The organism is Kitasatospora sp. NPDC001132, assembly GCF_053598415.1.
The window spans coordinates 1-12758 of record NZ_JBSFKF010000033.1 but is presented as its reverse complement, the minus strand read 5'-3'; the positions used below and the strand labels follow the sequence as shown (position 1 = coordinate 12758).

Annotated in this window: 10 protein-coding genes; 9 read left to right on the top strand and 1 reads right to left on the bottom strand. The window is 71.6% G+C overall.

The features are described from left to right. Window positions 1–4: 4 nt before the first annotated feature. Window positions 5–1657: a PucR family transcriptional regulator gene (locus ACWDBE_RS31515; protein ID WP_449791333.1), complete on the bottom strand. Its 1653-nt coding sequence runs from the start codon at window positions 1655–1657 to the stop codon at window positions 5–7. A gap of 254 nt (window positions 1658–1911) precedes the next feature. Here ACWDBE_RS31515 and ACWDBE_RS31510 point away from each other — a divergent pair, with 254 nt between their 5' ends. The 9 genes from ACWDBE_RS31510 (at window position 1912) to ACWDBE_RS31470 (ending at window position 12311) form a co-directional block, all read left to right on the top strand. Further along, the gene (locus ACWDBE_RS31510; protein ID WP_449791334.1) at window positions 1912–3423 is read left to right on the top strand and encodes a gamma-aminobutyraldehyde dehydrogenase; all 1512 of its coding nucleotides are present in this window, start codon (window positions 1912–1914) and stop codon (window positions 3421–3423) included. 54 nt (window positions 3424–3477) lie between these two features. Next, window positions 3478–4728 carry a polyamine ABC transporter substrate-binding protein gene (locus ACWDBE_RS31505; protein ID WP_449791335.1) on the top strand — a complete coding sequence of 417 codons (1251 nt, stop codon included), beginning with the start codon at window positions 3478–3480 and terminating at the stop codon, window positions 4726–4728. Window positions 4729–4769: 41 nt separating this feature from the next. After that, the gene (locus tag ACWDBE_RS31500; protein WP_449791336.1) at window positions 4770–5912 is read left to right on the top strand and encodes an ABC transporter ATP-binding protein; all 1143 of its coding nucleotides are present in this window, start codon (window positions 4770–4772) and stop codon (window positions 5910–5912) included. Next, the gene (locus ACWDBE_RS31495) at window positions 5909–6853 is read left to right on the top strand and encodes an ABC transporter permease (RefSeq protein ID WP_449791337.1); all 945 of its coding nucleotides are present in this window, start codon (window positions 5909–5911) and stop codon (window positions 6851–6853) included. The genes ACWDBE_RS31500 and ACWDBE_RS31495 overlap by 4 nt, the downstream gene beginning before the upstream one ends. Then, a complete protein-coding gene (locus ACWDBE_RS31490) occupies window positions 6853–7656 on the top strand; it encodes an ABC transporter permease (RefSeq protein WP_224280157.1) in 804 nt (267 codons plus the stop codon). Before ACWDBE_RS31495 ends, ACWDBE_RS31490 begins: the two co-directional genes overlap by 1 nt. 63 nt (window positions 7657–7719) lie before the next feature. Continuing rightward, window positions 7720–9114 (top strand): NAD(P)/FAD-dependent oxidoreductase, encoded by a 1395-nt coding sequence (locus ACWDBE_RS31485; protein ID WP_449809676.1) that lies wholly within the window; start codon window positions 7720–7722, stop codon window positions 9112–9114. A gap of 133 nt (window positions 9115–9247) precedes the next feature. Beyond that, the gene (locus ACWDBE_RS31480) at window positions 9248–9679 is read left to right on the top strand and encodes a hypothetical protein (RefSeq protein ID WP_449791340.1); all 432 of its coding nucleotides are present in this window, start codon (window positions 9248–9250) and stop codon (window positions 9677–9679) included. A gap of 115 nt (window positions 9680–9794) precedes the next feature. Further along, window positions 9795–10568: a nucleotidyl transferase AbiEii/AbiGii toxin family protein gene (locus ACWDBE_RS31475; RefSeq protein WP_449809675.1), complete on the top strand. Its 774-nt coding sequence runs from the start codon at window positions 9795–9797 to the stop codon at window positions 10566–10568. A gap of 219 nt (window positions 10569–10787) precedes the next feature. Then, window positions 10788–12311, top strand: a complete 1524-nt coding sequence (locus ACWDBE_RS31470) for a CoA-acylating methylmalonate-semialdehyde dehydrogenase (RefSeq protein ID WP_449791342.1) — start codon at window positions 10788–10790, stop codon at window positions 12309–12311. The last annotated feature ends 447 nt before the right edge of the window (window positions 12312–12758 follow it).

The following is a 12758-nucleotide window of genomic DNA, read 5'->3' as shown; positions in this document are numbered from 1 at the left end:
CGTCCTACCGGCGCACCGCGTCCAGCGCGAGCAGGGCCACGTGCAGGGAGAGGCAGGACTCCACCTGGTCGAGGTCCACGCCGAGGATCCGCTCGACCTTGTGCAGCCGGTCGTAGAAGGACGGCCGGGACAGGTGCGCGGCGTCCGCCGCGGCGGACTTGTTCCGGCCCTGCTCCAGGTAGATCCGCAGCATCTGCACCAACTGGCCGTTGTGCTCCGCGTCGTGGGCCAGCAGCGGGCCCAACTCCCGTTCCACGTACGTCTGCAGCCGGGCGTCGTCGCGCAGCAGGTGGAGCAGGCCGCGCAGCCGGACGTCCGGCAGGCGGTAGTAGGAGGAGCTGCGGCCGCCGGGCGCGTCGTGCAGGGCGGCGTCGGCGACCTGGGTGGCCTCCAGCAGGGTGCGCCGGGCGTCACGCACCGAGCCGACCGAGGAGCCGACCGCGACCACCGGGCCGGCCGGGTCGCCGCCCTCCCGTCCGGCCTCGGCCGACATCCGGCGCAGCGTGGCCGAGAGGGAGTCCAGCGCGGCGTGCTCGTCCTGCTGGGTGCCGAGGGCGATCAGCAGGCCCACGGCCTCGTCGTCGAGCGCGCCGACCAGCGCGGTCAGCCGGCAGGCCCGGACCGCGCCGGCGGCCAGCTCGGTGAAGTCGCGCAGCCGGGCCTGGGCCTCCAGCGCGGCCGGGATCGGCCCGCGCCGCTGTCTCAGCACCACGCCGACCAACCGGCGGCCCTCCAGCGGGACGCCGAGGGCCTGGGCGCGCAGGGCCGCCTCGGAGACGGTCAGCGCGTGGGTGAGGATGCCGGACAGCAGGGTGCGGTGGGTCTGCCGCTCCAGGCTCTCCCGGTCGCGCACCACCAGCCGGTTGAGCGCCAGCGCGGAGGCGCCGCGCTCCAGCAGCATGGTGTGGGGGTGGGGCTCGCCCCCGGGCAGCGGGCCGGGCTCCTGCACCAGCACCAGGCGGCCCCAGTCCTGGCCGCGGGCGCCGACGGTGGTGACCAGCCAGCCGCTGCGCGGGTCGTGGCCGGTGCGCCCGGCCGGGCGCACCCCGCGCGAGCGGCGCTCCCAGTCCTCCAGCACCTCGGCCTCGGGGCGTCCGGCGGCGTCGTGGGCGAGCACCTGGTGGGCCAGGTTCTCCAGGACGACCGGGGCGCCGGCCATCCGGGCCACCTGGCGGATCACCTCGGGCGGCTCGGCTCCCTCCACCACCAGCTCGTTGAAGACCTGGTGGACCGACTCGGAGACCCTCAGCTGCTCCAGCTGGGCGTTGACCACCAGGGCGTGCACGGCCTCGGTGACGGCGACGAAGCGCAGTTCGCGGCGGAGCGTGACCAGCGGCAGCCCGCGCTGCTCGGCGGCGTTGACCAGGGCGCGGGGGAGCGAGTCGAAGTAGCGCCGCCCGAACTCGACGACCAGGCCGGCCACCCCGACCTCGTCCAGCTCGCGGACGTAGCGGGCCAGGCCCTCGCGGTCCTCCGGCAGGGCGATGCCGGTGGTCAGCACCAGCTCGCCACCGCGGAGCATCCCGGCGACGTCGGGCAGCTCGCTGACGTGGACCCAGCGGACCGGCCGTTCCAGGTGGTCGGCGCCGGCCACCACCTGGGGCAGGCCGCGCCGCATCACGTCCAGGTCGAGGATTCGGGCGACGGTGGGGAGCATCGCGGGCCTCCGGAGGCCGTGTGGGGACCGGAGCGGGGGCTCCGGGTGATCAGGGTGTCAGGTAAATCATCCATCCCCCAGACGACCTGTCGCCCTGGCTGCACCCTTGCACCCTGTAAGGCCCTTCGCGCCGAGGTTGTCGAAGTGACCCTTGTCACGTCAACCTCCCAGCAGGCAAGGTCAGCGGGACCGCAGACCCCCAGCGCGGACGCGTGACCCCGCAGCGGTCGAACCACGGCACTTGGAGGAACCAGATGGACCTGACCGACTTCGGCCCGGGCGCGCAGTACATTGCGGGCCGCCAGACCCGGGGGAGCGGGGAACCCTTCCAGGTCGTCAACCCCGCCGACGGCAGCGTGGTCGAGCAGGTCGCGCTGGCCACCACCGAGGACGTGGACACCGCCGTCGCCGCCGCGAAGGCCGCCCTGCCCGGCTGGTCCTCGGCCACCCCCGGCGCGCGGTCCGAGGCGCTCACCAGGCTGGCCGCCGTCCTGGCGGGGGCGGCCGACGACCTGGCCCGGGTGGAGACGGCGCAGACCGGCAAGCCGGTCAAGCTGGCCACCGAGTTCGACGTGCCCGGCACGATCGACAACGCCGCCTTCTTCGCCGGCGCCGCCCGCAACCTGGAGGGCAAGGCGGCCGGTGAGTACTCCGGCGACCACACCTCGTACGTGCGGCGCGAGGCGGTCGGCGTGGTCGGCTCGATCTCGCCGTGGAACTACCCGCTGCAGATGGCCGCCTGGAAGATCCTCCCGGCGATCGCCGCGGGCAACACCATCGTGCTCAAGCCGGCCGAGCTGACCCCGCTGACCTCGTTGATGTTCGCCCGGGCCTGCACCGCCGCGGGCATCCCGGACGGCGTGGTCAACGTGGTCACCGGCGCCGGGCGCACCGCCGGCGAGCACCTGGTCGGGCACCCGGACGTCGCGATGGTCTCCTTCACCGGCTCCACCGGCGTCGGCAGGCGGGTCGCCGAGATCGCCACCGCGAGCGTCAAGCGCACCCACCTGGAACTCGGCGGCAAGGCCCCGTTCGTGGTCTTCGACGACGCCGACCTGGACGCCGCCGTGCACGGAGCGGTCGCCGCCTCGCTGATCAACGGCGGCCAGGACTGCACCGCCGCCACCCGCGCCTACGTCCAGCGCCCGCTGTACGACGCCTTCGTGGCCGGGGTCGCCGAGCTGTACGCCGCGATCCGGGTCGGCGACCCGCTGAACCCGCACACCGACCTCGGCCCGCTGGTCTCGTACGCCCACCGGGACCGGGTGGCCGGCTTCGTGGAGCGCGCCCGCTCGTACGCCACCGTGGTCACCGGCGGTCGGCCCGCGGAGAAGGGCCACGACGGCACCGACCTCACCCGCGGCGCGTACCACCTGCCCACCCTGATCACCGGCGCGGCCCAGGACAGCGAGGTCGTGCAGGGCGAGATCTTCGGCCCGGTGCTGGTCGTGCTGCCCTTCGACGGCGACGACGAGGGTCTGCGGCTGGCCAACGACACCCCGTACGGCCTGGCCGCCTCCGCCTGGACGAGCAACGTGCACCGCTCGCTGCGCGCCACCCGGGAGATCGCGGCCGGCTGCGTCTGGGTCAACGACCACATCCCGATCATCAGCGAGATGCCGCACGGCGGCTACAAGGCGTCCGGCTACGGCAAGGACATGTCCCAGTACTCGCTGGACGAGTACACCCAGGTCAAGCACGTCATGTTCGACACCACCGCGGTGGCCCGCAAGGACTGGCACCGCACCGTCTTCGGAGACAGATAACCCCCGGCCCAAGCGGGTGCCCCCACACCCCATCTCCCCCAGGAGGCCCGTTCCATGGCGTTCAACGAGCTCACCGACGGTCTGCCCGAACCGGTCCGAAGGGCCTGGGAACGCAGCCTGACCAGCGGCCGGGCCGCGCTCGGCCGCCGCACCCTGCTGCGCGCCGCCGCGCTGACCGCCGGAGCGGGCACCCTGGCCGCCTGCGGCATCCCGGCGGCCCCGCGGGCGACCGGCGACTCGACCGCGAACGCCGCCAAGGACCTCTCCGAGACGCAGAAGGAGGTCGACTTCTCCAACTGGCCGCTGTACATCGACACGGACGAGAAGGACAAGGAGAAGCACGGCACCCTGGACGCCTTCACCGAGGCCACCGGCATCAGGGTCAAGTACAACGAGGACGTCAACGACAACGTCGAGTTCTTCGGGAAGGTCAAGCCGCAGCTCGCCTCCGGCCAGGACACCGGCCGCGACCTGATGGTGCTCACCGACTGGATGGCCGCCCGGCTGATCCGGCTGGGCTGGGCGCAGAAGCTCGACCCGGCGAACGTCACCACCGCGATCACCAACATCGACGCGCGCTTCCGCGCCCCCGACTGGGACCCGGGTCGGCTCTACTCCTACCCGTGGGCCGGCATCCAGACCGTCGTCGCGTACAACCGGAAGGCGACCAAGGGGAAGCCGGTCACCAGCGTCTCCCAGTTGCTGGACGACCCCGACCTCAAGGGCCGGGTCACCTTCCTCTCCGAGATGCGCGACAGCATCGGGATGGTCCTGCTGGACCAGGGCAAGGACAGCGCGAAGTTCACCGCCGACGACTACGACGGCGCGGTCGCCCGGCTGCAGAAGGCCGTCGACAGCAAGCAGATCCGCCGGTTCACCGGCAACGACTACGGCCAGGAGCTGTCGGCCGGCGACATCGCGGCCTGCATCGCCTGGGGCGGCGACCTGATCCAACTGCGGGCCGACAACCCGGACATCGAGTTCGTCATCCCGGAGAAGGGCTACATCGCCTCGACCGACAACATGCTGGTCCCGGCCAAGGCCCGGCACAAGACGAACGCGGAAAAGCTGATCGACTTCTACTATCAGCCGAAGATCGCGGCGCAGCTGGTCGCGGGCATCGGCTTCGTCTCCGCCGTCACCGGGATGAAGGACGAGCTCGCCGGCATCGCCCCGGAGACCGCGGCCAACCCGCTGGTCGTACCCACCCCCGAGATGGCGGTCAAGGCCCACGTGTTCCGCACGCTCTCCGAGAGCGAGGAGAGCGACTTCGAGCAGAAGTTCTCCAAGCTCATCGGCGCCTGACCCCCGACTCCCGGCAGAGAAACCCAGGAAGACACCACCCCATGACAGACCAGCAGCGCGACGCGGCCGCCGGCGGCGACGTCCGGCTCACCGGCATCGGCAAGACCTACGGCTCCTTCACCGCCGTCCACCCGCTCGACCTGACCGTCCCGCAGGGCTCCTTCTTCGCCCTGCTCGGCGCCTCCGGCTGCGGCAAGACCACCACCCTGCGCATGATCGCCGGCCTGGAGGAGCCCACCACCGGCACCGTCCTGATCGGCGGCCAGGACGTCACCGCCCTGCCCCCGTACAAGCGGCCGGTGAACACCGTCTTCCAGAGCTACGCGCTCTTCCCGCACCTGGACATCTTCGAGAACGTCGCCTTCGGCCTGCGCCGGCGCGGCCGGAAGGACGTCAAGAAGCAGGTCGACGAGATGCTGGAGCTGGTCGAACTCGGCCAGTACGCCCGGCGCAAGCCGCACCAGCTCTCCGGCGGCCAGCAGCAGCGCGTCGCGGTCGCCCGCGCGCTGATCAACCACCCCCAGGTGCTGCTCCTGGACGAGCCGCTCGGCGCGCTCGACCTCAAGCTCCGCCGCCAGATGCAGCTGGAGCTCAAGCGGATCCAGACCGAGGTCGGCATCACCTTCGTGCACGTCACCCACGACCAGGAGGAGGCCATGACCATGGCCGACACCATCGCGGTGATGAACGGCGGCCGGGTCGAGCAGCTGGGCGCCCCCGCCGAGCTGTACGAGAACCCCGCCACCACCTTCGTGGCCAACTTCCTCGGCCAGTCCAACCTGCTGCCCGCCGAGGTCACCGGCGCAGACGGCGGAGACCTGCTGCTCAGCGCGGCCGGCGCCCGCCTCACGGTGCCGAAGGCGCGCTGCGCCACCGACGCCAAGCGCGTCCACCTGGGCGTGCGCCCGGAGAAGATCACCATCACCCACGCCTCGGAGCAGGTCGCCGACGGCCGCAACCGGCTGACCGGCACCGTGCTCGACTCCAGCTTCATCGGCGTCTCCACCCAGTACGTGGTGCGCACCGACGGCGGCCAGGAGGTCACCGTCTTCGAGCAGAACATGGAGCGCGACGCCCGGATCGTCCCCGGCGCCGCCGTCCGACTGCACTGGAACCCGGCCCACTCCTTCGCCCTGGACGCCGCTCAGGCGATCGACGCGGGCACCGCGGAGGAGGCCGCATGACCGCCACCGCCCCGGCCGCGCCGCCCCAGGCGATACCCCCCGACGGCGGCCCCCGCACGGAACCGGGGGCGAAGCCCAGGCGCAAGCTCACCCCGTACTGGCTGCTGCTGCCCGGCATCGCCTGGCTGTTGATCTTCTTCGCCGTCCCGATGCTCTACCAGGGCTCGACCTCGCTGCAGACCGGCTCGCTCGAAGAGGGCTTCAAGGTCACCTGGCACTTCTCGACCTACTGGGACGCCCTGGTCGAGTACAAGTGGCACTTCCTGCGCTCGTTCTCCTACGCGGCCGTCGCCACCGTGCTCTGCCTGGTCGTCGGCTACCCGCTCGCGTACACGATCGCCTTCAAGGCGAGCAAGCGCTGGCGCAACGTCATCCTGATCCTGGTCATCGCGCCGTTCTTCACCAGCTTCCTGATCCGCACCCTGGCCTGGAAGACCATCCTGTCCGACGGCGGCCCGGTGGTCGGCGCGCTGAACGCGCTGCACGTCCTGGACGTCACCAACCTGCTCGGCCTCACCGACGGCGACCGGGTGCTGGCCACGCCGCTCGCGGTGGTCTGCGGCCTCACCTACAACTTCCTGCCGTTCATGATCCTTCCGCTGTACACCTCGCTGGAGCGGATCGACCCGCGACTGCACGAGGCGGCCGGGGACCTCTACGCCCGGCCGTTCACCACCTTCCGCAAGGTCACCTTCCCGATCTCGCTGCCGGGCGTGGTCGCGGGCACCCTGCTGACCTTCATCCCGGCCTCCGGCGACTACATCAACGCCCAGCTGCTGGGCTCGCCGAGCGAGCAGATGGTCGGCAACGGCATCCAGAAGCAGTTCCTGAACGTGCTCGACTACCCCACGGCGGCCGCGCTGAGCTTCATCCTGATGGCCCTGATCCTGGGCATGGTGACGGTCTACATGCGCAAGGCCGGGACGGAGGATCTGGTCTGATGTCCCGGATGTTCAAGTGGATCCGCGCCCACCTGGTGGTGCTGGCCGGCCTGCTGGCCCTCGCCTACCTGGTGCTGCCCAACCTGGTCGTGCTGGCCTTCTCGTTCAACAAGCCGGTGGGCAAGTTCAACTACGAGTGGAACGAGTTCTCCACCGACGCCTGGACCAACCCCTGCGGCGTCGCCGACATGTGCCAGTCGCTCTCGCTCAGCCTGCAGATCGCGGTGCTCGCCACCATCGGCGCCACCGTGCTCGGCACCATGGTCGCCTTCGCGCTGGCCCGCTACCGCTTCCGCGGCCGCTCGGCCACCACCGCGATGATCTTCCTGCCGATGGCCATGCCCGAGGTGGTCATGGCCGCCTCGCTCGGGACGCTCTTCCTCAACATGCGCATCCCGTTCGGCTTCACCACCATCCTCATCGCGCACATCATGTTCTGCCTCAGCTTCGTGGTGACGGCGGTCAAGGCGCGCGTGATGAGCATGGACCCGAGGCTCGAACAGGCCGCCCAGGACCTCTACGCGACCCCCACCCAGACCTTCCTGAGGGTCACCCTGCCGCTGGCGGCGCCCGGCATCGCGGCGGGCGCGCTGCTCAGCTTCGCGCTCTCCTTCGACGACTTCATCATCACCCAGTTCAACTCGGGGCCGACCACGGTCACCTTCCCGATGTTCGTCTGGGGCGCCTCGCAGCGCGGCATCCCGGTGCAGGTGAACGTCATCGGCACCGCGATGTTCCTCGCTGCCGTCGTGCTGACCGTCGTCGGCCAGTGGCTGGGCAACCGTCGGAAGGCCACCGCCTGACGTACGGTCGACAGCGGTGGCACGTACAACCATCACCTATCCGTAGAAAGTGGCTGATAATGCATGGACTCCGCCCGCGCACTCAGTGACGCCAGGCCCACCCCCTTCTGGCTGGAGGATCCCGGCCGGCCGGCGGCGCTGCCCGCCCTGGTCGGCGACACCACCTGCGACCTGCTGGTCGTCGGTGGCGGCTACTCCGGCCTGTGGACCGCCCTCATCGCCAAGGAGCGCGACCCCTCGCTGGACGTCGTGCTGGTCGAGGGCAACGAGGTCGGGTGGGCCGCGTCCGGGCGCAACGGCGGATTCTGCGCGGCCAGCCTCACCCACGGCTTCGGCAACGGCCTGGACCGCTGGCCGTCCGAACTGGCCCAGCTGGAACGCCTCGGTGCCGCCAACCTCGACGGCATCGAGGCCACCCTCAAGCGCTACGGCATCGACGCCGAGTGGGAGCGCACCGGCGAGATCGACGTCGCCACCCAGCCCCACCAGGTCGAGGAGCTCCACGAGGTCGCCGAGGCGGTCGCCCGGTACGGCCTCGACATCACCGTCCTGGACGCCGACCAGGTGCGCGCCGAGGTGAACTCGCCGACCTTCCTCGGCGGGCTCTGGGACAAGGAGGGCGTGGCGATGGTCCACCCCGCCAAGCTCGCCTGGGGCCTCAAGGACGCCTGCCTCGGCCAGGGCGTGCGGATCTTCGAGCACACCCGGGCCACCGACCTGCGGGAGCACGGCAGCGGCATGGCCGTCCGCACCCCGTACGGCCGGGTCTTCGCCCGCAAGGTCGCGCTCGGCACCAACGTCTTCCCGTCGCTGCTCAAGCGGGTCCGCCCGTACGTCGTCCCGGTGTACGACTACGCGCTGATGACCGAGCCGCTCAGCGACGAGCAACTCGCCTCGATCGGCTGGCGCGGGCGGCAGGGCCTCGGCGACAGCGCCAACAAGTTCCACTACTTCCGGCTCTCCGCCGACAACCGGATCCTCTGGGGCGGCTACGACGCGGTCTACCACTTCGGCGGCCACGTCCGGCACGAGTACGACCAGCGACCGGAGACCTTCCGCACCCTGGCCAACCACTTCTTCCGCTGCTTCCCGCAGCTGGAGGGCCTGCGCTTCACCAACGCCTGGGGCGGCGCGATCGACACCTGCAGCCGGTTCTCGGCGTTCTTCGACACCGGCTACCGGGGCAAGGTCGCGTACGCGGTCGGCTACACCGGACTCGGCGTCGGCGCGACCCGCTTCGGCGCCGAGGTGATGCTCGACCTGCTCGCCGGCGAGCGCACCGAGCGCACCTCGCTGGACATGGTGCGCAGCAAGCCGCTGCCGTTCCCGCCCGAGCCGGTGCGCTGGGCCGGGATCGAGATCACCACCCGGTCGCTGGAGCGGGCGGACCGCAACGGCGGCCACCGCAACCTCTGGCTGCGCACCCTCGACCGGATGGGTCTGGGCTTCGACAGCTGAAGCGCCCGCACCCGCAGTCGGGTGCCCCCAGTCGTGTAATCGGGACCCGCCGTCCGCCTCTCCCTGGTGACGGCGGGTCTCGTTGCTCCCGCCGTCTCCGAACAGTAGGAACGGCGAGAAGCGGGGACACGACTTGGAGACCACCGGACTGCACTGGCTCGCCCAGCTGGCACCGGACCCGGAATCCTTCCGGGAGCAGTGGGAGCGCACCGGGCTCGGCCTGGTGCTGCTGCCGGCCGGCCGGCGCTGGGACGTCCTCTCCGTCCCCGGGCGGCTCGGCCGCCCGGCCCTGGAGGTCCTGGACCCGCGCACCCGCGGCCCGGTCCTCACCGACTTCGGGGGTGAACACCTCAGCTTCCTGGTGCCCGTCGGCACCGCGGCCCACTGGATCGGCACCGGCGTGCGCGGCGCCGGGGAGGGCACCTGGATCGTCGTCCCGCACCCCGAGCGAAGCAGCCCGGGCGTGCGCTGGCTGGTCCCGCCCGACGGCTCCGGGAGGCTCAACGACCCGGTGCTGCTGGAGCTCGCCCTGCACGAGGCGGCGGCGAGGCTCGGCGGCTGGTGAGCCGCGGGGCGTCCGGGGGCATCCCTGGGCGCTCGACGGTGGCGGCGCGTGGGGGAACCCCGGGGCGCGAGCCGGTGGCGGCGCGCGGAGTGGGCGGCCGCGTCAGACTGGAGGCGTGACCACCGCCCCGCACGCCGTCGACGCGCCCCTCCGCCCGGGCGCCGCCCAGCTGCGCCTGGCCGCGGCGGTCGCACCCGTCTGCGACCGGTACGGCCTCGCCCTGGCCGGTGGGCACGCGCTGCGCGCCCACGGTGTCGCGGCCTGCCCGCAGGACGGGCTGACCCTGGCGACCGGCGGCGCCGACCTGCCGGAGGCGGCCGCCGCGCTGGGTGAGGCGTACCGGGCGGCGGGCGGCGGGGCCGTCGACCGGCCGGGCACGCCGCGGCTGGAGCAGCTCACCGTCCGGCTGGCGCTCGGCGGACGGTCGCACTCGGTGGAGCTGCGCAAGGAACCACTGGGCCACCGCCCGGTCCGCCTCGACTTCGGTGTGCCCGGACCGGACGAGCCGCCGCTGGTGCTGCCGGTCGTCGCCCTGGAGGACGCGGCCGCGCTGACCACCGTGCTGCTCGTGGACCGGGGCATGCCGCGCGACCTGATCGACGTGCACGCCCTCACCCGCTGCTACCGGGAGGGTGAACTGCTCGCGTTGGCGGGGGAGTTGGACCCGGACTTCCAGCCCACGGCGCTCGCCGAACGGCTGGAGACGCTCGCCGAGGCGGCGGACGGGCGGTTCCGCGCCCGGGGCGTCCCGGCCAGGGAGGTGGACGAGCTCAAGCGATGGGCGCTGGCCTGGGCGCAGGACCTGCGGCTGGACCTGCTGGAGACCCAGGAGGCGGCGGACGGGCTGCACGACCCGTACCTGGAGGAGCCGGAAGACGGGGAGTCCTGAGGTCCCGCCGCCGTCCACTCGTTCGGCCGAGCGACCGGACGACCTGTAAGGCTGAATCCACGATCCCCGTCAGCCTGTTCGTTGAGCCGGGCCGGAGCGCCCACCAGACTGGGAGACGAGCGCGGTAGCCCCGTGATTTCCGTCGCCCGGCCCACCCGCGGCGGCGCCAGACCGGACCGGTGGCAGGACGCCGCCCGGGACTTCGGAGGCAGACGGACCTTGAGCAAGCACATCATTCACTGGATCGGCGGCAAGCCGGTCGCCACCGCCGGTGCGGCCCCCCGTCGCGGTGAGATCTTCGACCCGGCCACCGGCCAGGTCGCCGGACAGGTCGACTTCGCCGAGATCGCCGAGGTCGACCAGGCGGTGGCCGCCGCCGCCGCGGCCTTCACCGAATGGCGCACCGCCTCGATCGCGAAGCGGACGACGGTGCTCTTCGCCTTCCGCGAGCTGCTGAACGCCCGCCGCGACGAGCTGGCCTCGATCATCGTGGCGGAGCACGGCAAGGTGCACTCCGACGCGCTGGGCGAGATCGCCCGCGGCCTGGAGGTCGTGGAGTACGCCTGCGGCATCCCGCAGCTGGTCAAGGGCGGGTTCACCGAGCAGGCCTCGACCGGCGTCGACGTCTACTCGATCCGCCAGCCGCTCGGCCCGGTCGCGATCATCTCGCCGTTCAACTTCCCGGCCATGGTGCCGATGTGGTTCTTCCCGATCGCCATCGCGGCCGGCAACACCGTCGTGGTGAAGCCCTCGGAGAAGGACCCGTCCGCCGCCAACTTCCTCGCCGAGCTGTGGAAGGAGGCCGGCCTGCCGGACGGCGTCTTCAACGTCGTGCACGGCGACAAGGTGGCCGTCGACCGCCTGCTGGAGCACCCGGACGTCAAGTCCGTCAGCTTCGTCGGCTCCACCCCGATCGCCCGCTACGTCTACGAGACCGGCACCCGCTACGGCAAGCGCGTGCAGGCCCTGGGCGGCGCCAAGAACCACATGCTGGTCCTGCCGGACGCGGACCTCGACCTCGCCGCCGACGCCGCCGTCAACGCCGGCTTCGGCGCGGCGGGCGAGCGCTGCATGGCGGTGTCCGTGCTGGTCGCGGTCGACCCGATCGGCGACGAGCTGGTCGACAAGATCAAGCAGCGGATCGCCACCCTGAAGGTCGGCCCGGGCTGCAACGGCGACTCCGAGATGGGCCCGCTGGTCACCGGCCAGCACCGGGACAAGGTCACCTCCTACGTGGAGTCCGGGGTAGCCGACGGCGCCGAGCTCGCCGTGGACGGCCGCAAGCACCCGGTCACCGCCGAGGACAGGAACGGCTCCCCGACGGCCGACGGCTTCTGGCTCGGCCCCACGCTGTTCGACCACGTGAAGCCCGGCATGTCCGTCTACAACGACGAGATCTTCGGCCCGGTCCTCTCGGTCGTGCGCGTCGCCTCGTACGAGGAGGGCCTGGCGCTGATCAACGCCAACCCGTACGGCAACGGCACCGCCCTCTTCACCAACGACGGCGGCGCGGCCCGGCGCTTCCAGTTCGAGGTGGAGGTCGGCATGGTCGGCATCAACGTGCCGATCCCGGTCCCGGTCGCCTACTACTCCTTCGGCGGCTGGAAGGCCTCCCTGTTCGGCGACGCCCACGCGTACGGCCAGGACGGCGTCCAGTTCTTCACCCGGGGCAAGGCCGTGACCCAGCGCTGGCTGGACCCGTCGCACGGCGGCATCAACCTGGGCTTCCCCACCAACAGCTGATCCGCACGGCTCCACCGGCCGGACCCCTCTCCCCGGGGTCCGGCCGGCCGTCTTTGCACGACGTTTGCATCCGGGTGCGGAAGCGCGTACAGTTCTTCGAGCTGCCTGGCAGGGAGCACCGGACACGCACTGCGCGGACGGTCCCGGGGCGGCCAATCCCCTGAAACACCACTTCCGGCTCGTGCCGGTCGTTTCGCTTTTTCGCGTGACGGCTTGGTGCTTATTCGGTGTGCTCGTTTTATCGGGTTGCGGCCGGATTCGCTTTTCGGAGCGGAGATCGGCTAGAGTTTGAAACGTCGGACAGGGCGTCAAGCCCCGGAAGACACCAGCGAGTTGGATGACGAAGCTCCGGAAACGGAGCGGAAAACATCTGATAAGCTGGAAACACGAAAGAACGAAGCCCGGAGGGTCCGCTGGAAGGCGGCCCGAAGGAAGCCTCCGTTCCTT